Origin of the sequence: Burkholderia sp. 22PA0099, assembly GCF_047497165.1 — a bacterium.
Lineage (GTDB): Bacteria > Pseudomonadota > Gammaproteobacteria > Burkholderiales > Burkholderiaceae > Burkholderia.
Genome location: NZ_CP163164.1, coordinates 1,730,907 through 1,751,062 on the forward strand (window position 1 = coordinate 1,730,907; position 20,156 = coordinate 1,751,062).

The window sequence follows — 20,156 nt, forward strand, 5'->3', positions numbered from 1 at the left end:
AAAGAGGTAATGCCATGACCGAAGCCACCCGCGCCTTCACCCAGCAATTCGACGTCGCCTATCGCGATCAGGACCCTGCCGGCCACGTCAGCGCGACGATGTATTACGTCTACATGCTCAACGCCTACATGGCCTATGCGCATGAACTGCTCGACGTGCCGCTTACCGAAGGCATTCCGCAGATCATGCTGAAGACCTCGTGCGAATACGTGCATCCCGCGAAGTGGGGCGACCGGCTCGAAGTCAGTGCGGAAGTGGTGCGGCTCGGAACCAAGAGCTTCGACATCGCGTACCGCATCACGATCGCGGGCCATCCCGACCAGGTGATCGCCACCGGCGGCTCGACGCACGTCGCGTACGACTACGCGACCGAACGGACCGTGCCGCTGTCGGATGCGTTCCGCGAGCGCGTGCAGGCCTACCAGGAACCGGCGCGCGAAACCGAGGCGCTGGCCTGAGCGGCGAGGTCGTCCGTGCGGCCCGGTGCGCCGGGCCGCTTTGCCATCTGTCCAAGGGGAACCGGCATGTCCACTGTCGCATCGGCCCGGGCCGGCGAAGCCGCGTCGCATCTGTATCGACGCATCGATCGCCGCCTGCTGCCCTTTTTGCTCGTGTGTTATCTGTTTGCCTGCCTGGATCGGCTCAATGTCGGTCTTGCGAAGCTGCACATGCAGGGCGATCTGGGTTTTTCCGAGGTGCAGTACGGCATCGGCGCCGGCATTTTCTTCATCGGCTATGCCCTGTGCGAAGTGCCGTCGAACCTGCTGCTCGCACGCACCGGCGCGCGCAAGGCGATCAGCCGGATTCTCGTGCTCTGGGGGCTGACGTCCGCGGCGATGGCGCTGACGCGCGACGTCGGCACGTTCTACGCGCTGCGTTTCCTGCTCGGCGTGTTCGAGGCAGGCTTCACGCCCGGCATCCTGTTCTACCTGACGTTCTGGTATCCGCCGTCGAGAATGGCCAATGCGATTGCCGTCGTCATGATCGGCGGCCCGCTCGCGGGGGTGGTGGCGGGCCCCGTCTCGATGTGGGCCATGACGGCGTTCTCCGGGCGAATGGGGCTGGCGGGGTGGCAGTGGATGTTCCTGATCGAGGGGCTGCCCTGCGTGTTGCTGGGCCTTGCCGCGCGCAAGCTGCTGGCGGATACGCCGGCCGAGGCGCACTGGCTGACGGCCGACCAGCAACGGCGCCTCGCCGCCGACGTGCCGCCGCCCTCGACGGGGCCGGTGCGGCACGGCTTCGCACGCATGCTGACCGATCCGCGCATCTACCTGATGGCGGCGGCTTACTTTTGCATCATCTGCGGCATCTACCTGATCAACTTCTGGTTGCCCGCGTTGCTGAAATCGAACGGCGTGACGGACCCTGCCCGGCTCGGCGCGTATTCCGCCATTCCGTTCGCGTTCGCCGCGCTCGGCATGTTCGTGATCGGGAAGCGCTCCGACCGCCGCAACGAGCGGCGCTGGCATAGCGCGGTGCCGGCGCTGGTCAGCGCGTTGGCGCTGGCGGTCGCGGCCTGGATGGCTAGCGGCCTGGTGTCGGTGCTGGCATCGATCACGGTGGCGACCGCGTCGATGTGGATGGCCTATACCGTGTTCTGGGCGATACCACCGGCCTACCTGAAGGGCACGTCGGCGGCGGGCGGCATTGCGCTGATCAATACGATCGGTGTGCTGGGCGGCTTCATGAGTCCGATCGCGATCGGCTGGCTGCGTACGGCAAGCGGCGATTTCCGTGCCGGGCTCGGCCTGATGGTGGGCGTGATGGCCGTGGGCGCGGTATTGCTGGCGGCGATCCGGCAATCCTCGGCCAGGCGCGAGCCGCATGCGATCCTCGTGGCCGAGACGGTGGAACCCTGAGCGGGCGGCGCCGGCCGTTGCGTAGCCGCGCGGGCGCTCAAGCCGCCGCCATCACCAGCGCAACACCCTCGGCCCGAGCAGCGCGCCCACCAAAGTCGGCACCAGCATGCCGAGCAGATACCACACGCCCCAGAACGGCACGCCCATCTCGGGGCAGTGCAGGCAGTAGACGAGCGTGGCCAGCGCGCCGGCCAGCAGGCCGCCCACCGCGCCGGTCAGCGCCAGGCGGGTGGGCGCGAGGCCGCGCAGCGCGGCCATGATCGCGACGAAACCGGGCGCGGACAGCATCGCGATCGCGAACGGGCAGACGCGCCAGGTCGTGCCGAGCACGAGCGCCAGGCGTTCGCCGGACGGCGTGCCGGCCAGCATCACGGCGGCGCACAGCCAGACCGCCAGCACCGGCCAGGCGATCAGCAGCCCGGGCCGCGCGGCGCGGGCGCCGGGGCGCGCGAGCTTGGCGACGGTGGCGAGCGCGCCGGCGGCCAGCGCGAGCGGCAGCGCGACCTTGGCCCAGAACAGCGGCGTGCGCACGATCTCGGCGAGATCGTGGCGCAGCCCGAGCACGGCCAGCATCAGCACGAACGCGCCCGCCACGCCGGCCGCGATGGCGATGGCGAAGCGCTTGGTGGCGGCATGGCGGTCGACGCGCGGGGCGCCGGTCGCCAGCATGGAAATCAGGTCATCGGTTTTCATGGTGTGTCCCGCATCGTGGCGGCCGGGCGAATCCCGTGCCGTGCGGCGATGTCATGAGTTCGCTTCGGTGGCGCGGATGGTTACAGCGAAAACGAGAAATTCCCGAAATTCTACGATGATGCGCCGCCGCCCGGGGCGGGGGCGCCGGCACCGACGCCAGCACCGGCGCGGATTCCGGCCACCGTCACCGCCAGCGTGGTGCCCGTCGCGCCCGAGGCGATCCGCAGCACGCCGCCGAGCCGCTCGACGCGCGCGCGCAGGCTGCCCATGCCGATGCCGCCGTGCGGGCTGGGCGCTTCGGGGTCGAACCCGCGCCCGTTGTCGGTCACGCTCAGGCTCAGGCCGGCGGCCGGATCGTCGGTCACGGCGATGTCCACGCGCGTCGCGCCGCTGTGGCGCAGCGCGTTGGTCACGGCTTCCTGCAGCACCCGCATCACGTCGAGGCAGACGGCGTTCGGCAGGTGCAGCGCGTCGATGCCGCTCAGTTGCCAGCGGCAATCGATGTCCTGCGCCTCGAACGCGCGCGCGAACCGGTGGCGCATCGGCGCGATGAAGCCGTCGAGCGTGCGCGTGCCGGCGTGGTCGAGCGAGGCGGCGTCGATGATGATGCGCAGGTCGTCGCGCAATTCCTTCAGGATGCCGAGGAAGCGCGCGGGCGGCATGTCCTGCGGCGCGTGCTCGAGCGTCGTGATGCTCGACACCAGCGTGCCGCCGAGGCCGTCGTGCAGGTCCTGCGCGAGGCTCAGGCGTTCGCTCAGTCGCGCGTTGGTGACTTGCAGCGCGTGCTCGCGGTCGAGCGTGGCGCGCAGCTCGCGCTGGGCGTCGGCCACCGCGCCGGTCAGCTCGTCGTTGAACTGCTCGATGCGGCGCAGGTTGGTGACGAAGCGCCAGGCAAGCACCAGCGCCATGCCGATCATCTCGAATTGCGCGGCGATCGACGAGTAATAGATGTTGTCGGACAGCACGCCGAGGAACGTCAGGATGTCGTGCACGCAGGCCGCGATGAAGATCAGCATGCAGGCCGACAGCGCCAGCCGGTCGCCGCGCGGCCAGCGCACCGCGAACACCACGAAGCCGCTGCAGCAGGCGATGAACACCAGCGCCGGGATCAGCGCGATGGCCGCGCGCACCGTCTCGATCGCCTCGCGCGGCGCGGCCAGCATGGCCGCCACCTGCGCGGCCGACAGCAGCCACAGGCCCCATTCGAGGCGGGGGTAGCGGCGGCCGGCGAAGCGCAGCGTGAACATCGCGAAGCCGGTGCTGAACACCACCACCGCGATCGACATGGCGGCTTCCCAGCCGTCGGTGCTCGGGAACGGCCACGGCGAGGTGGCTGCCTGGTTCAACTGGAAGCACCACCAGGCGATCGATTGGAGTCCGAACCAGCCGTACACGCTCTGGCGGCGGCGCATCAGCCACAGCACCACGAAGAAGCAGCCGAGCGTCGAGGTCACGGCCAGGCTGTAGAGCTGGAGGTCGCGGCGGATTTCGTGGGCATGGCCGTAGCGATGCTCGACCACGCCCGGCGGCCCCACCACCACCGCGCCGAGGCCCGGCGCGTAGGCGGACAGGCCCGACACGCGGATCAGCAGCGTATCGGCGTCGGCGCGCAGCAGCGGCGCGGGCAGCAGCCAGCGGCGCGGCGAGTTCCAGGCGCGGCTCAACGGTTCGACGAGTTGCGGATCGTTGGCGATCAGCGTGTCGTTCAGATACACCGCGCCCGCCATGTTCAGGTAGTCGACGAAGGCGGCGGCGGGCTGGCCGGCCAGGCAGCCGGCGGCCCAGTTGATGCGATACCAGACCACGCCGTCGAAGCGCGGCCAGCGCGTGGTCCAGACGTCGGGCAGCGTGACGGGCACCCAGCCGGTGGCGGGCGGGGTGGTGTCGGTCCAGCCGGCGGCGCGCGCGGCGTCGATCCGCAACGGGCAGCCCTCGGCGCGCGGCGCGGCGAACGCCGACGGGATCGCGCGCGACGGCGATGGCGTGGACGACAGCGCGAAGCTCGGCGACGTGAGATGCGGCGACGGGTTGAAGCGGCGCGACGCGGGCTGGGCGGCCGCAGTGGCCGAATCCGAACCGGTGGCGATGGCCGGTATGGCCGAGGCCGGATCGGCTTGCGCGGCCAGCACGGTGGCCGGCGCGGCAACGGTTGCGGCCACGGCCATGACGCCGGCCGCGAGCAGCGCGCGGGCGAACCGCGTCGCGCGTTGCGCGCGGAGGCCATCGAGCGCCGCCAGCCCGAGCCCGAGCCCGAGCCCAAGCCCAAGCCCAAGCCCAAGCCCAAACGCGCCGAGCATCATCGTCACCGAATCGGCTGCGGCACCCCATGGCGAATTCCCGCCTGACGCGGTGCCGCGCTCAATCCGCTGCACGCCCGGTTTCGATCTGCGATCGCAGATGCGCCATCTGTCGGAGCTGCCGTGCATGGGCTAGGGCAGCAAGCCGTGCGCGCGCGCCTCGAACACGGCCTGGGTGCGCGATCGGACGGCCAGCTTCTTGTAGATGTTCTTGATGTGGCATTCCACGGTCAGCCGCGACAGCGACAGCAGCTCGGAAATCTCGCGGTTGGTCAGGCCCTTGCTGACGATGCCGAGGATCTCGATCTCGCGGCGGCTCAGGCGCACCGGCGGCGCGCCGTTGCGCGACGGCAGCAGGCCGGTGGCGGCCGGGCTGCCGGGGGCGGGCGCGGCGTTCACGGTGGTATCGAGGATATGGCGCGCGACGAACGGGTCGATCGGCGCGCCGCCGCGCAGCACGCTGCGGATCGACAGGGCGATCTCGAGATCGTCGCGTTCCTTGAGCAGATAGCCGGTGGCGCCGGCCTGCAGCGCGCCGACGATGGTCGGGCCGGTGCTCCAGGTGGAGATCACGACGATCGGCAACGCCGGATCGGCCTCGTGCCATTCGCGGATCAGTTCGATGCCGGAGCCGTCGGGCAGGCCGATGTCGACCAGCGCGATCGCGCAGGGCTGCGCGGCGCGCATGGCGCGGGCTTCCGAGAGGCTGCCGGCGTACAGCAGCGCGTCGTCCGTGTAGCCGAGCGAGGTCAGGATCGCGGTGAGGCGCCGCTGCATCAGCGGCTCGTCATCGACGATCAGGAGCGGGCCGGGTACCAGGGGTTCCGGTGGCAAAAGCGTCATGGGTGCGTATCGGTGACGAAATCGGGCGTCCGCGCCGGGTGGGCGGCGGAGCTGCGCTCGCGGGTCGCGAGGCGATGTCATCGCATGATACGCGAGGGTCTGGTCAGCTTCCTTACGGATTTTGACGTTTCGCGTGTATCTACACATTCGGCCGGGAACCGGAACGCGATGCCGGCCCGCGTCAGTCGGCGCGGCCTCCGGCGGCGCCTTGAGCCGGGCCACCGATGCGCGCCGACGCCTTGCCGTCGCGCGTGCGAAGCACGGTGAAGCCGCCCGCGAACGCGAGGCTGGCCGCGGCGGTCATGGCGATCAGCGGCACGGCGCTGCCGTCGGCCGCGGCCGTCAGCCGGTCGAGCAGGGCGCCGCACAGCGCCGTGATCGCCATCTGGATGAAGAAGAACAGCCCCGAGGCAGCCCCGGCGATCTCGGGGAACGGTTGCAGCACCGCGAACTGGCAGGCCGGAATCGCGATGCCTACCGCCACCATCGCCACGAACATCGGCGCGACGAGGGTGAGCGCGCTCGGCGCGTGGCCGAGGTTCAGGGCGCACAGCGCGGCGGCGGCGGCGAGGTTCAGGCGCACCGCGCGCGCCAGCACGGCGTCGGCATCCATCCGCGCGTGCATCCGGCGATACAGCGCCGAGCCGGCCAGGTAGCCCGACACCGTGATGCCGAACACGGCCGCATACGCTGCGTCGGACAGGTGCAGGCGCCGCTGGAACAGCGCCGACGAACCGGCGATGAACGGGAAATACGTGCAGTAGACGAAGCTGATCGACAGCGAGTAGCGCAGGAAGTGGCGATTGCGCAGCAGCCGTGCGTAGGTCGCGCCCAGCCCGCGCAACGGATGCGCGCCGGCTGCCCGGGCGATCGCCTCGCCACGCGTTTCGGGCAGCAGGCGCCAGGTGAACCACGCACCGGCCACGCCGCCGATCGCCAGCATCCCGAACACCGCGCGCCAGCCGCCGACCGCCGCCACGGCGCTGCCGGCCAGCGGCGCGATCACCGGCGACAGCGCCATGCCGGCCGACAGCGCGCTCAACAACGCCACCTGGCGTTTGGCGTCGAAGCGCTCGCGCACGATCACGCGGCCGATCACCGCGCCGCCGCAGCCGCCGAGCGCCTGGATCACGCGCGCGGCCACCAACGCCGGCACGCTGGTGGCGAGCGCGCATGCCAGCGTCGCCGCCACGTAGACGGCCAGCCCCGCGAGCAGCACCGGGCGCCGCCCGTAACGGTCCGACAGCGGCCCCATGATCAGCATCGAGGCGGCGTAGCCGGCCATGTAGGTGGTCAGGGTGGATTGCATCTGCGCATCGGTGGCGTGCAGCGCGTCGGCCATCGCGGGGAGCGCGGGCAGGTAGGCGTCGATCGCCGCGCGCGGCAGGCAGACGATCAGCAGCAACAGGATCAACCAGGCGCGTTCGGAGAGCGGGCGGGACGAAGCAGGCATCGGACGAATCGGCGAAGGAAGGGGGAGTTCGGACTGTACGGGCCATGTGGTATAAGCCGAAGATCCATTTGACCAATTCAGGAGTGGACCACTATGGTGCGAGGCAAGGCCGCGATTCCGCTCGATCTGCCGAGGCCGCCGGGCCTCGCGGCGCAGGGCGGGGCGTCGAAGCAGGACCGGATCGCCGATGCGCTGCGCGAGGCGATCCTGCAGCGCCGCCTGCCGGCCGGGGCCGCGCTGCCCTCCACGCGCACGCTGGCCGAGCGCTGGCGCATCGCGCGCGGCACTGTCGAGGCCGCGTTCGAGCGGCTCGTCGCCGAGGGTTATCTGTCGCGTGTGCGCGGTTCGGGCACGCGCGTCAGCGCGGTGGTGCCCGATACCTACCTGATGGCGCCGGGTGAGGCGATGGCGTCCGCTGCTTCACCGCCTCGGCCGTCGCCTCTGCCGTCAGCTCTGCCGTCAGCTTTGCCGCCGCCGATACCCGCCGCTCCGGCAAGCGCCGATTCGCCGAGCGGCAACCGCATCGGCGTGCCGTTCGTCGCGCGGCTGGCCGATCCTTCGCTGCTGCGCCTGAGCGAGTGGAAGCGCCAGCTTGCCGGCGCGCTCGCGGGGCTCGAACCGGCCGATCTCGGCGCGGCCTCGCCGCACGGCGAACCGGCGCTGCGCGCGCGGATCGCGGCCTGGCTCGGCGAATATCGCGGCATCGCCTGCGAGCCCGACGACGTGTTCATCACCACCGGCATCCGCCATTCGCTCGACCTCGTGATGCGTGCGATCGACGTGCGCGGGCGGCGCGTGGCGATCGAGGACCCGGGTTACCCGATGACCGCGCAACTCGTCGAGTTGAACGGCGCGCGGGCGCTGGCCGTGGAGGTCGATCCGCAGGGGCTGGTGGCGGCGCGGCTGGCCGGGGCGCGGGATGTCGCGGCGGTGTGCGTGACGCCCGCGCACCAGTCGCCGCTGGGCGTGACGATGTCGGTGTCGCGCCGCCTCGAATTGCTCGACTGGGCGCAGCGGCACGAGGCCTGGGTCGTCGAGGACGACTACGACGGCGAGTTCAGCTATCAGGCCGCGCCGCTGCCGGCGCTCAAGGCGCTCGACCGCCACGCGCGCGCGATCTACTGCGGCTCGTTCAACAAGACCTTGTTCGCCGGCTTGCGGATCGGTTTCGTGGTGGCGCCGGCGGCGCTGCGCGAGCGGCTCGCCGCGTTGCTGGCGGCGACCGGCCGGCCGGTGGGCGCGATCGAGCAGCGTGCGCTGGCGGGCTTCATCGGCAGCGGCGGCTTCGCGCGGCACCTGCGCGCGAGCCGGCAGGCCTACCAGCAGCGCCGCGACGCCGTGCTGGCCCGGCTGTCGGCCGAGCCGGGCGCGGCCGGGCGCTACGTCGTGTCGGGCGAACAGGCCGGGTTCCATTTCGTGCTGTGGCTCGATCCGGCGCGTGACGAGCGGGGCTTCGTGCGCGCGGCGGCAGCGAACGGCATCGCGTTGCAGGCGCTCGGCGACTATTGCCGCGAGGCGCGGCTGCCGCCGGCCGTGCTGGTCGGCTACACGGCGCTGACGCTGGCGCAGGCGCGCTACGCGGGGCGCACGCTGGCGCGTGTGCTGGCCGGTGACGACGAGGCGGGGTGAGGGCGGGGCGTACCGCCGTCAGGGGAGGTCAGGGACGGGGGGCGGAGGCGGCCGGGGCGGGTGCCGGTGCTGCTGCGTCGTTCTGCGCCTGGCGCTTCTTCTTCAGGCAATTTTGCGTGACCATCATGGTCGCCTGATCGGGGTTCGGCAGCGTGGGCGCGCTGTAGATCGTCTCGATCGCGTCGTCCACCGCCTGCGCGTCGGGGCCGTTGCCGTAGTACTTGTGCGATTGCGCGAGCGCTTGCGCCTTGGTCTTGTGACGCTTGCGCCAACCGGAGATCTGCGCGGCCACGTCGCCGACCGCGAAACAATGGTCGTCGAACGCCTGGGCATGGGACGGAAGGGCCGGCAGCGCGACACAGCACGCGACGGCCAGGGACAAGACGGCTTGCTTCATCTGACATTCCTGTGGATCGGGAGCGCGCGGCGGCCCGGCTGGCGATGCTCTGGGCCGAAGTCGCCGCGCGCGAATCCGCACAGTCTATCGAAAAGCGCCTGCGCGGAAGGCCGGTTGGCTGCGTCGGCAGACGCCGTGCGGCCGGATTCGGCATAAATGCGGCGCAATGCCGCATGTTGGCGGGTTGGTCGATTTGTCCGAACCGCCAGGCCAGCACCGCATCCACAGCACCCGCTCACAACCCCGGCAACATCCCCCGGATATGCTCGGCGAACGCCGCCACCAGCGGCGAGGGCGCGGCCTTCGCCAGCTTCAGCGTGATCGCCACGGCCGGCAGCGCGGGCAGGCCCGGGTCGCCGCCGAGGATCGCCAGGTCGGGCGGCACGGCAGTCTGGGTGATCACGGCGAACGCCTGCCCCGAGCGCACCAGCGCCGTCAGCCCGGCCAGGCTGCTGCTCGCGTAGGCGATCCGGTACGCGCGGCCGGCGCGTTGCAGCGCGTCGCGGGCGGCGAGGTGGTCGAGCGTGTCGGGGTCGGACAGCGCCAGCGGCAGCGGATCGAAATCGGCCGGCGCGAGGCCCGGATAGCCGATCCAGACCAACGGCTCGCGGCGGATGATCGCGTCGCCGTCCGGATCCGCGCGATCGGCGCCAGCGTCGGCCCGAGCCGCGCCCGCATCCGGCACCGATACCAGCGCGAGATCGAGCACACGCTTGCCGAGCCGCTCGCGCAGGCGCGGCGTGGGCGCGCAGAACACCTCGACCTGCGCGTGCGGATGCAGGACCGAGAACTGCCGCAGCAACGGCGGCAGGAACACGGTGGCGTAATCGTCGGGGCAGCCGAAGCGGATCGTGCCCGACAGCCCCTTGCCCGACAGGTCGGCCAGCGCCTCGTCGTGCAGCCGCAGGATTCGCTGCGCGTGCGCCAGCAGTCGTTCGCCGGGGTGGGTCAGCACCACGCCGCGCCCGGTGCGCTGGAACAGCGGTTGATCGACGGTGTCCTCGAGCCGGCGCAATTGCTGACTCAGCGCCGATTGCGTGCGGCCCACGCGTTCGGCCGCGCGACTCAGCGTGCGAACCTCGGCGATCGCGACGAAGCTGCGCAACAGATCGATATCGAGCGTCCGGCTCAAGTGCAGTGCTCCAAGATATTAGCCATCCTTCTATCTGGCATTAAAACTATTAGATTCTATAAAACCAGATCGGCCTCTAGACTGCAAGTCATCCGATTCATCGATGAACCCAGTCAGGAGCGCCACCGTGTCCCGCAATCAAGACGAGAAATTCTGGCAACAGGCGAAGCAGCATCTGATCCGCTACGGCGGCACGTTCGAACCGATGATCATCGAGCGCGCGCAGGGCAGCTTCGTGTACGACGCGGACGGCCGCGCGATCCTCGATTTCACGTCGGGCCAGATGAGCGCGGTGCTGGGCCACAGCCATCCCGAGATCGTCTCGGTGATCAACGAATACGCAGGCAATCTCGACCACCTGTTCAGCGGGATGCTGTCGCGGCCGGTGGTGGACCTGGCGACGCGGCTTGCCGACATCACGCCGCCCGGCCTCGACCGCGCGCTGCTGTTGAGCACCGGCGCCGAATCGAACGAGGCGGCAATCCGCATGGCCAAGCTCGTGACCGGCAAGTACGAGGTGGTCGGTTTCGCGCAGTCGTGGCACGGCATGACCGGCCATGCCGCCTCGGCCACCTACAGCGCGGGGCGCAAGGGCGTGGGGCCGGCGGCGGTGGGCTCGTTCGCGATTCCGGCGCCGTTCACGTATCGCCCGCGCTTCGAGCGCAACGGCCAGTACGACTATCTGGCCGAACTCGATTACGCGTTCGACCTGATCGACCGCCAGTCGAGCGGCAACCTGGCGGCGTTCATCGCCGAGCCGATCCTCAGCTCGGGCGGCATCATCGATCTGCCGCCCGGCTATCTGGCGGCGCTCAAGCGCAAGTGCGAGGAGCGCGGCATGTTGCTGATTCTCGACGAGGCGCAAACCGGCGTCGGCCGTACCGGCACGATGTTCGCGTTCGAGCGCGACGGCGTGACGCCCGACATCCTGACGCTGTCGAAGACACTCGGCGCGGGCCTGCCGCTGGCCGCCGTGGTCACGTCGGCCGAGATCGAGGAACGCGCGCACGAACGCGGCTATCTGTTCTACACGACGCACGTGTCCGATCCGCTGCCGGCCGCGGTGGGCCTGCGCGTGCTCGACGTGGTGGCGCGCGACGGGTTGGTCGAGCGCGCCAACCGGATGGGCGAGCGGCTGCGCAACGGCCTGCTGGGCCTGATGGAGCGCTTCGACTGCATCGGCGACGTGCGCGGGCGCGGGCTGCTGCTCGGCATGGAAGTGGTCAAGGATCGCCGCAGCAAGGAGCCGGCCGACGGGCTCGGCGCGAAGATCACGCGCGAATGCATGAACCTCGGCCTCAGCATGAACATCGTGCAGTTGCCGGGCATGGGCGGGGTGTTCCGGATCGCGCCGCCGCTGACGGTCAGCGAGGCGGAAATCGATCTCGGCATCGATCTGCTCGGCAAGGCGATCGAAAAGGCGATTTGAAGTCGAGGTGGGGGTTTGAGCCGTGTTGAGCGGGGCGGAAGCGAGCGGCTTACGAGTGACCGGTTAGCAAACCACTGGATCGCAAGCTGAACCGGCTTGAGCGGGGCGGAAACGAACGAGGCGCAAAACGGACGGCTCACAAGTGAACGGCTCGGAAAGCGGCCCGCTCGCAAACGCCCGGCTCCAAAACGAAACGGGGCGGCAACCCGCGAAGCTTGCCGCCCCGTGTGCGTTGCGCCCGAAGAGGGCGCGGGCGATCAGCCGTGCGTGGTCGTCTTCACGTCGACGCTGGCCTTGATCGCGTTCGAGTACGGGCAGATCGTGTGGGTGACTTCGGTCAGCTTTGCCGCGTCGGCTTCGGGCAGGCCGGGCAGGAACACGTCGAGTTCGGCCGTGATGCCGAAGCCGCCTTCCGAGCGCGGGCCGATGCCGATCGTCGCGGTGACGGTCGTGCCATCGGGCACCTTGATCTTGGTTTGCTGGGACGCGACGCGCATCGCGCCGAGGTAGCAGGCCGAATAACCGAGCGCGAACAGCTTCTCGGGGTTGGCGCCGTCGCCGCCGGGGCCGCCGAGTTCCTTCGGCACCGTGAGCTGCAGGGCCATCGTGCCGTCGGCGAGTTCGGTCTTGCCGTCACGGCCACCACCGCTCGCGGTGGCGGTGGTTTTGTACTTTGCATCGACTGACATGGGCTGCTCCTGTCTCGGGTTGGCAAAACGAGTGGGAAAGCGGTGTTCATTCAAGCGCCGCCCATGGTAGGCGGCGCCCGCGGTTTCGTCCAGCGCCGTGGGCGGCGCGGCTTGCCGGTGTCCGGAGGCGCCCGCCAGCGCCGACAAGACCGCCCGGTCTTGTCGACCGCGCCGGACAGCAAGGCCCGGACCCGCCGCATGCCGCCGCCTTCATGTCTCCTCGCCCACCGGCACATCGAGCCCCACCTTCACGCGATCCATGCTGACCAGCGTCTTGAAGCGCTTGACGTTGTTGTTCGAGAAGAACAACTGGCGCGTCAGTTCGTTGTACTGCTCCATGTGCCTGACCGAGAGGATCAGCACGAAATCCCATTCGCCGGCCACGTAATAGCACTGCTGGATCTGCGGGCAGCGCGCGAAGCTGCGCTTCATCGCGTCGAGCTGGTCGATCTGTTCGCTCTCCACTTCCACGTTGACCACGATCGTCAGCGGATGCCCGGTTTTCTCGGGCGAAACGATGGCCGTGTAGCGCTCGATCACGCCGTCGTCGGCCAGGCGGCGCAGGCGGCGGTTGACGGCCGCGGTGGAGAGATTGACGCGCGTGCCGAGTTCGTTCTGCGGTGTTTGCGCGTCGCGCTGGATCTCGGCCAGCAGCTTGCGGTCGTAGGTGTCGAGGGGCGAGGTCATCGGGAGAGCGGGGCGGGATCGCCCGGAATCGATAAAAAATTGCGTGGGCGCGCACGATAAAGCGACGGAATTCGCCGTGCGCAGAAATATTATTGTGCTCAACCTGTGCAGGACTCACAAGCCATCAATCCGCCCGACGCATCGAGGACCCACCCCATGGACCGTTCACTGCAAGACACGCTGGCCGGCTGGCGCCGGCAATTCCATCGCTATCCGGAAACCGGCTTCGAGGAAGTGCAGACCTCGGATCGCGTGGCCGCGATCCTCGGCGCGCTCGGCATGGAGGTGCATCGCGGCATCGGCGGCACCGGGCTGGTGGCGAACCTGCGCGCGGGCAGCGGCACGCGCGCGATCGGCATCCGCGCCGAGATGGACGCGCTGAACATTGCCGAGCAGGCGCCGGGCCGCGCCTACGCGTCGTGCGTGCCGGGCAAGATGCATGCGTGCGGCCACGACGGCCACATGTCGATGGTGCTCGGCGCGGCGCAACTGCTGGCCGAGCGGCGCGATTTCGACGGCATCGTGCGCTTCGTGTTCCAGCCCGCCGAGGAGCACGGGCGCGGCGCCAAGGCGATGATGGCCGACGGCCTGTTCGAGCGCTTTCCGGTGGAGGCGATGTTCGGCGCGCACAACATGCCGGGCATGCCGGCCGGTTCGTTCGCGACGCGCGCGGGCGGCATCATGGCGAGCGAGGACAACTTCGTGATTCGCGTGCGCGGGCGTGGCACGCACGCGGCGCGCCCGCAGATGGGCGTCGATCCGATCGTGATCGCCTCGCAGATCGTGCTGGCGCTCCAGACGATCGTGTCGCGCAACCTCGATCCGGGCCTGCAGGCGGTGATCTCCTGCACCGAATTCATCACCGACGGGCTGCGCAACGTGATCCCGTCGACCGTCACGATCAAGGGCGATACGCGTAGTTATGCGAACGACGTGCAGGCGATGCTGGCCACCCGCATGCGCGAGATCAGCGAGGGGATTTGCCATGCGCACGGCGCGCAGTGCGAATTCGACTACACCCACGAGTTCGCGCCCACCGTCAATTCGGATGCCTATGTGGCGCTCGCCGTCGAGGCGGCCACGCGTGTGGCCGGTGCGGCGGCCGTCGATCCGAACGTGCAGCCGATGATGATCTCCGAGGATTTCGGCGCGTTCCTGCAGGCGGTGCCGGGCAACTTCGTGTTCATCGGCAACGGCGAGGCCGCCGGCGAGGGCGGCACGCCGCTGCACAACGCGTCCTACGATTTCAACGACGCGATCCTGCCGGTGGGCGCGCGCTACTTCGCAGAAATCGCGCGGCTGGCCTTGCCGCGCGCTTGAATCGCAACCTCGTGCCGAACGGTCAGCGCGGCGCGGCCTCGGTCGCGCCCAGCGCCTCGACCGTCTGCGCCGTGGTCCACAGCGCATGCGCGAGGAAGCGGTAGTTGATCATGGCGGCCAGATAGCCGTCGCCTTCGGGCACACGCGGGCCGGCCGTCGCATCGCGCACCACCACCACCTCGAAACCCTGTTCGATCAATTCGCGCAGATGCGATTCGATGCACAGGTTCGCGGCCATGCCCGCGAGCAGCACCTGCGAGACGCCGCGCTTGCGCAATTGCAGCACCAGATCGTTGGTTTCAGGGCCGTACACCTTGTGCGGCGAGGTGATGATGGTTTCGCCGTCGAGGATGTACGGCTTGTAGGCGTCGAGGAAATCGGCGCCCGAATTCTCGAAGCCTTCGAGCGTGGTCGGCCCCTTGCGCGCGAACATGCCGATCGCGTGCATGGCCTCTTCGAGCGGGCCGCCGAAATGCCAGCCGTGGTCGCACGGGTAGTAATAGTGCGGCGAGACGGCCACCACGATGCCGGCCTGCTTCGCCGTCCTGAACAAGGTTTCGAGGTGGCCCACCGTGCCGTTCTCGACGATGCTCTCGCCCACCAGCGGCCAGGTCACGCCCGACGGGCTCAGGAAATCGTTCTGCGGATCGACCACCACGAGCGCGGCCTTGCTGCGGTCGAACCGGAAGCCAGTGGCGGGCAGGCCCGGCTCGGCGGGATCGTCGTAGGCGGGGTTGCGGGACGGTTGCGTTGCGTGACTCATGCGAAGCTCCAGGGCAAGGAAAGGTTCTGAACGGACAGGGGACAACGAGCAACGGTGGCCGGTCGTGCGTCATGAAAATAAATGACCAGTCACCTTATTATTGGGCCAAAAAAAGCTCACCCCAACAAGCGGGCGAGCACCACCTTCTCGAATCGTTCGCAGGCCTTGCCATTGCGCTCGACCTTGCTGCGCATGACGGCGCCTTCATAGCTTTCGACCAGGATCGCGGCCAGTTCGTCCGGATCGCTGCCGGCATCGATCTCGCCCTGCGCCTGCGCTTCGCGCAGGCAATCGGCCAGCAGCGCCTGCCAGCGTTCGAGCAGGCGCAGCGCGGTGCGGCGCGCGTCGTCGTTCGAGGCGGACAGTTCGAGCGAGAGGTTGCCGATCAGGCAGCCGAGCGTGAAGCCCGAGGCGCGGTGATCGTCGGTCAGTTGCCGGAAGAAGCGGCGCACGCGGGCCAGCGGCTTGCCGCGGCCTTCGCGCAGCACGGCGGCGTGGCGCGTTTCGATCGACTGCCAGTAGGCGTCGAGGATCTCGCCCGCGAACGCTTCCTTGCTGTCGAAGTAGTTGTAGAACGAGCCTTTCGGCACGCTGGCCGCCTCGGCGATGTCCTGCACCGCGCAGCCGTTGAAGCCCAGCTCGTGCACGACGCGCTGGCCCGTGGAGATCAGGCGGAGACGGACTTCGGGATTGGGCGGGCGCGGCATGATGAACGGCGATGACCGGTGGCGGTGGAATGCGTAGCAAGATAACCGGTCATCTATTCGCTGTCAATCGCACGCCATCACGCCTGGCGATAAAGCGCCAGCAGCACTTCTACCGGGTGACGTAGGCGCTGCCCGGTCAGCCGCTCGGTCTGGCAGCGGCACGAATAGCCGGTGGCGAGCAATTCGCCCTCGGCTTCGGCGGCCACGTGCCGGGCCCACGATTGCGAGAAGATCGTGGCCGAGGTGGCGCGGTTGCGCGCCTCGTGGCCGTAGGTGCCCGACATCCCGCAGCAGCCGCTGGCCGGCATCCGCAGCGCGAGGCCGGCCGCCTCGAACACCGGTTGCCACAGCGCGGCGGCGGCGCTCGCGTTGGTGCGCTCGGTGCAATGCGGCAGCAACCGGAACGCCTGCGCGGGCGCCGCGCGCGGCGGTTGCGCGCGCAACGCGTGAATCAGCCATTCCTGCGGCAGCAGCACCTCGGGCACCGCGCCGATGCCGTCGATCTTTTGGTATTCCTGACGATAGACGAGCGTCATGGCCGGATCGAGGCCGACCAGCGCGATGCCGCTGCCGGCCAGCGCGGTCAAGTGGGCCGCGTTGCGCCGGGCGGTGCGCGCGAAGCGCGGCAGGAACCCCTGCACATGCAGCGGCTTGCCGTTCGGCAGGAACGGCGCGACGAACACGCGATAGCCGAGCGTGTGCACAAGCGCGAGCCAGGCCGCCGCTACCGGCGTTTCGAAATAGCGCGTGAACGCGTCCTGCACGACGATCACGCTGCGCGCGCGTTCGGCCTCGGACAGCGCGGCCAGCCGCTGCGGCGTGGCCGTTTCGGCGCGCGCCGCACGCAGCGCTTCGGGCCACGCGGCGTCGTGCAGCGCGGGCGCATCGACGATGCCCGCGGCGCGCTCGATCAGCGCCGCCACGGGCGCGGTGCGCAGCACGGCGTTGTACAGGCGCGGCAGGCCCGGCACGGCGGCCACGCGCGGCAGCGTGAATTCGAGCGAGCCGATCAGGTGATCGCGCAGCGGCCGCAGGTAGCGCGTGTGATAGCGCGCCAGGAAGCGCGAGCGGAATTCGGGCACGCCGACCTTCACCGGGCATTGCCCCGCGCACGACTTGCAGGCGAGGCAGCCTGCCATCGCGTCGTACACCTCGTGCGAGAAATCGGTTTCGCCGCCGCGCCGGCGCAGGCTGTTGAGCGCGCGCACCGGCAGCGCGGCGGCGCGCGGCTCGGCGGCGAGATCCACGCCGGCCTCGGTCTGCCGGCGCAGCCATTCGCGCATCAGCGAGGCGCGGCCCTTGGGCGACTGCACGCGCTCGCGCGTCGCCTTCCACGACGGGCACATCGCGTCGTCGGGATCGAAGTTGTAGCAGGCGCCGTTGCCGTTGCAATGCACGGCGTCCGAGTTGGCCTGCCAGACGCGTTCGTCGATGCGCCGGTCGAGTTCGCCGCGCAGCGTGGTGGTGTCGATGCGCAGCAGCGCGGCCTCGCTGCCGGCCGGCGTGGCGATCTTGCCGGGGTTCAGTTGGTTGTGCGGATCGAACGCGGTCTTCAGTTGCTGCAAGGCCGGGTAGAGCGGGCCGAAATACTCGGGCACGTATTCGGAGCGCACGCCCTTGCCGTGTTCGCCCCACAGCAGGCCGCCGTAGCGGCGCGTCAGCGCGGCCACCGCGTCGGAGATTGGCCGCACCAGCGCGGCCTGTGCCGGGTCGCGCATGTCGAGCGCGGGGCGCACGTGCAGCACGCCCGCATCCACGTGGCCGAACATGCCGTAGCGCAGGCCATGGCCGTCGAGCAGCGCGCGGAATTCGGCGATGTAATCGGCCAGATGCTCGGGCGGCACGGCCGTATCCTCGACGAACGGTTGCGGGCGCGCCTCTCCGCGCGCGTTGCCGAGCAGGCCCACCGCGCGCTTGCGCATCGCGTACACGCGCCGCACGGCTGCCTCGCCGTCGGCGATCGTGTGGCCGAGCCGCTTGACCTGCCGGTCGGCCTGGAGATGCGCGACGAACGCGGCTACCCGGGCGCGCACCTCGGCGGCGTCGTCGCCGCTGAATTCGACCAGGTTGATGCCGTTCGCTTCGTCCTGCGAAGCGTCGGCGGCCGGGAAGAATTCGGCCACGCTCTGCCAGACGATGTCCTCGCGCGCCAGCGCCAGCACCGTCGAATCGACGGTTTCGATCGACAGCGGGCGATGTTCGAGCAGCGCGCGCGCATCGCGCAGCGCATCCATGAACGCCGGGTAGCGAATGTTGACGAGCATCGCGTGCTTCGGCTCCGGCAGCACGTTCAGCGTGGCCTCCACCACGAAGCCGAGCGTGCCTTCCGAGCCGCACAGCACGCTGTTCAGGTCGAAGCGGCCTTGCGCGTCGCGCAGATGGGCGAGGTCATAGCCGGTCAGGCAGCGGTTCAGCGCCGGGAATTGCGTGCGGATTCGTTCTGCCTCGCGTGTGTGGATGCCGTGCGCGGTGCGATGAACCCGGCCGATCGCGTCGTCGCGGCGGCACAGCGCGTCGAGCGCGGCGTCGTCCACGGGCGCGCTCGACAGCCGCTCGCCGCCGATCAGCACGGTGTCGAGCGCGAGCACGTGGTCGCGCGTCTTGCCGTAGGTGCAACTGCCCTGGCCGCTCGCGTCGGTGCTGATCATGCCGCCGAGGGTGGCGCGGTTCGACGTGGACAGCTCCGGCGCGAAGAACAGGCCGTGCCGCTTCAGTTCGGCGTTGAGCTGATCCTTGACCACGCCCGCCTCGACCCGCGCGGTGCGCGCGACCGGATCGATCGCGAGAATCCGGTTCATGTGGCGCGACAGGTCCACCACGATGCCTTCGGTCAGCGATTGCCCGTTGGTGCCGGTGCCGCCGCCGCGCGGCGCGACGGCCACCGTGCGAAAGCGCGGCTCGCCGAGCAGCCGCGCGATGCGCGCCACGTCTTCGGCATGGCGCGGGAACAGCGCGGCCGCGGGGCGGCGCTGGTAGATCGAGTTGTCGGTGGCGAGCACGGTGCGCGTGGCGTCGCTGCGGTCGATCTCGCCCGCGAAGCCGGCCGCATGCAGTGCATGCAGGAACGGATCGATGGCGAACGCGGAGGCGGTAGCGGTGGGGAGCCGGGCGATGGTCATGAGGGCGTCGCCGGAACGGCGCGATTTCGGTATCGTGGAGCCTCATTGTCGCGGTCGCGGCGCGCCTCGGCAAACGTATGTTCGTCGGGCAGATCATGAGGTTTATGAATGAATTACCGGAAACTCACGCCGTCGATGTCGCTGCTGCTGGCGTTCGAGGCCTCGGCGCGGCACCAGAGCTTCACGCGCGCGGCCGAGGAGCTGGCGCTGACGCAAAGCGCCGTCAGCCGGCAGGTGCAGGCGCTGGAGGCGATGCTCGACGTGACGCTGTTCGTGCGCGAGGGCAAGCGGATCGCACCGACCGACGCCGGGCGCGCCTACATGGCTGAGCTGGGCGACGCGCTCGCGCGCATCCGCGACGCGACGCTGCGCGTGCTGGCTTCCACCGCGCCGGCCACGCAACTGCGCGTGGCCACGCTGCCGACCTTCGGCGCGAAATGGCTGATGCCGCGCCTGCCGCGCTTCTATCAGGCGCATCCGTCCTGGCAGATCGACCTGCATTCGCGGATCGGCCCGGTGGATTTCACGGCGATGGACCTCGACGCGGCGATCGCCGTGGGCGACGGCCGCTGGCCCGAACTGATCGCGCATCGGCTGCACGACGAGGAACTGGTGCTGGTCGGCAGCCCGGCCGCGTTGCCGGCGGCGTGGCAAGCGCGCGGCGGCCGAGCGAAACGCCGCGCCGCGTCGGGCGCCGACCGGCTTGCCGCGCGGTCGGCGGCCCCGTTGGCTGTGCCGTTGGCCGGGAAGTTGGCTACCCAGTTGGCCACGCAGTTGACCACGCAGTTGGCCACGCAGTTGACCAAACTCGCGCTGCTGCGCGTGCGCAGCTTTCCCGATGCGGGGCGGGTCTGGTGCGAGGCGCAGGGCGTGCCGCACGACGCGCTGCGCTCCGGCCCCAGCTTCGAGCTGACCTCGCATCTGATCCAGGCCGTGATCGCCGGGGTCGGCGTGGCGCTGGTGCCGCGCATGCTGGTGGAGGAGGAGTTGCGCGACGGGCGGCTCGTCAGCCCGTTCGCGCCGGTGCCGAGTTCGCGCGCCTACTTTCTTGTCTATCCGCCGCGCGTGGCGCAGCATACGGTGCTCGTGGCGTTTCGCGACTGGCTGCTGGCCGATCTGGCCGTCCATTGAGCGACATC

Annotated in this window: 17 protein-coding genes; 6 read left to right on the forward strand and 11 right to left on the reverse strand. The window is 69.8% G+C overall.

All coding sequences use genetic code 11. The annotated features are described in order from the left end of the window. The first annotated feature begins 14 nt into the window (after positions 1-14). On the forward strand, positions 15-458 hold the full coding sequence (locus AB4851_RS07610) for an acyl-CoA thioesterase (protein ID WP_414449111.1): 444 nt from the start codon (positions 15-17) through the stop codon (positions 456-458). Positions 459-524: 66 nt separating this feature from the next. Beyond that, positions 525-1,859 carry an MFS transporter gene (locus AB4851_RS07615; protein WP_414449112.1) on the forward strand — a complete coding sequence of 445 codons (1,335 nt, stop codon included), beginning with the start codon at positions 525-527 and terminating at the stop codon, positions 1,857-1,859. A 51-nt stretch (positions 1,860-1,910) separates the two neighbouring features. On the opposite strand, the gene AB4851_RS07620 is transcribed toward AB4851_RS07615, so the two are convergent. The 4 genes from AB4851_RS07620 to AB4851_RS07635 form a co-directional block, all read right to left on the reverse strand. Further along, positions 1,911-2,552: a DUF1109 domain-containing protein gene (locus AB4851_RS07620; protein ID WP_414449113.1), complete on the reverse strand. Its 642-nt coding sequence runs from the start codon at positions 2,550-2,552 to the stop codon at positions 1,911-1,913. A 110-nt stretch (positions 2,553-2,662) separates the two neighbouring features. Next, positions 2,663-4,852 (reverse strand): 7TM diverse intracellular signaling domain-containing protein, encoded by a 2,190-nt coding sequence (locus AB4851_RS07625; RefSeq protein ID WP_414449150.1) that lies wholly within the window; start codon positions 4,850-4,852, stop codon positions 2,663-2,665. A 129-nt stretch (positions 4,853-4,981) separates the two neighbouring features. Next, positions 4,982-5,692 carry a response regulator gene (locus tag AB4851_RS07630; RefSeq protein ID WP_414449114.1) on the reverse strand — a complete coding sequence of 237 codons (711 nt, stop codon included), beginning with the start codon at positions 5,690-5,692 and terminating at the stop codon, positions 4,982-4,984. A gap of 181 nt (positions 5,693-5,873) precedes the next feature. Continuing rightward, the gene (locus AB4851_RS07635; RefSeq protein WP_414449115.1) at positions 5,874-7,145 is read right to left on the reverse strand and encodes a multidrug effflux MFS transporter; all 1,272 of its coding nucleotides are present in this window, start codon (positions 7,143-7,145) and stop codon (positions 5,874-5,876) included. 93 nt (positions 7,146-7,238) lie between these two features. On the opposite strand from AB4851_RS07635, the gene AB4851_RS07640 reads away from it, so the two are divergent. Beyond that, entirely contained in the window at positions 7,239-8,774 is a 1,536-nt protein-coding gene (locus AB4851_RS07640; RefSeq protein ID WP_414449116.1) for a PLP-dependent aminotransferase family protein, read from the forward strand. A 28-nt stretch (positions 8,775-8,802) separates the two neighbouring features. Here AB4851_RS07640 and AB4851_RS07645 read toward each other — a convergent pair whose 3' ends face one another. After that, entirely contained in the window at positions 8,803-9,171 is a 369-nt protein-coding gene (locus AB4851_RS07645; protein ID WP_414449117.1) for a hypothetical protein, read from the reverse strand. Between the two features lie 235 nt (positions 9,172-9,406). Beyond that, entirely contained in the window at positions 9,407-10,303 is an 897-nt protein-coding gene (locus tag AB4851_RS07650; protein WP_414449118.1) for a LysR substrate-binding domain-containing protein, read from the reverse strand. 127 nt (positions 10,304-10,430) lie between these two features. On the opposite strand from AB4851_RS07650, the gene AB4851_RS07655 reads away from it, so the two are divergent. Beyond that, a complete protein-coding gene (locus AB4851_RS07655) occupies positions 10,431-11,732 on the forward strand; it encodes an aspartate aminotransferase family protein (RefSeq protein ID WP_414449119.1) in 1,302 nt (433 codons plus the stop codon). A 257-nt stretch (positions 11,733-11,989) separates the two neighbouring features. Here AB4851_RS07655 and AB4851_RS07660 read toward each other — a convergent pair whose 3' ends face one another. Together AB4851_RS07660 and AB4851_RS07665 are read right to left on the reverse strand one after the other, a co-directional pair. Further along, positions 11,990-12,421 (reverse strand): organic hydroperoxide resistance protein, encoded by a 432-nt coding sequence (locus AB4851_RS07660; protein ID WP_414440090.1) that lies wholly within the window; start codon positions 12,419-12,421, stop codon positions 11,990-11,992. Between the two features lie 210 nt (positions 12,422-12,631). Beyond that, positions 12,632-13,108, reverse strand: a complete 477-nt coding sequence (locus AB4851_RS07665) for an Lrp/AsnC family transcriptional regulator (RefSeq protein WP_414449120.1) — start codon at positions 13,106-13,108, stop codon at positions 12,632-12,634. 156 nt (positions 13,109-13,264) lie between these two features. On the opposite strand from AB4851_RS07665, the gene AB4851_RS07670 reads away from it, so the two are divergent. Beyond that, positions 13,265-14,428 (forward strand): M20 aminoacylase family protein, encoded by a 1,164-nt coding sequence (locus AB4851_RS07670; protein WP_414449121.1) that lies wholly within the window; start codon positions 13,265-13,267, stop codon positions 14,426-14,428. A gap of 22 nt (positions 14,429-14,450) precedes the next feature. Here the strand turns inward: AB4851_RS07670 and AB4851_RS07675 are convergent, their stop codons facing one another. From AB4851_RS07675 to AB4851_RS07685, 3 genes are all read right to left on the reverse strand, one after another. Next, positions 14,451-15,191, reverse strand: coding sequence for a cysteine hydrolase family protein (locus tag AB4851_RS07675; RefSeq protein WP_414449122.1), 741 nt, complete (start codon positions 15,189-15,191; stop codon positions 14,451-14,453). Positions 15,192-15,307: 116 nt separating this feature from the next. After that, positions 15,308-15,898 carry a TetR family transcriptional regulator C-terminal domain-containing protein gene (locus AB4851_RS07680; protein WP_414449123.1) on the reverse strand — a complete coding sequence of 197 codons (591 nt, stop codon included), beginning with the start codon at positions 15,896-15,898 and terminating at the stop codon, positions 15,308-15,310. Positions 15,899-15,975: 77 nt separating this feature from the next. Beyond that, entirely contained in the window at positions 15,976-19,017 is a 3,042-nt protein-coding gene (locus AB4851_RS07685; protein WP_414449124.1) for an FAD-binding and (Fe-S)-binding domain-containing protein, read from the reverse strand. Positions 19,018-19,125: 108 nt separating this feature from the next. Here AB4851_RS07685 and AB4851_RS07690 point away from each other — a divergent pair, with 108 nt between their 5' ends. Further along, complete coding sequence (locus tag AB4851_RS07690) at positions 19,126-20,148, forward strand: LysR substrate-binding domain-containing protein (RefSeq protein ID WP_414446676.1); 1,023 nt, start codon at positions 19,126-19,128, stop codon at positions 20,146-20,148. The last annotated feature ends 8 nt before the right edge of the window (positions 20,149-20,156 follow it).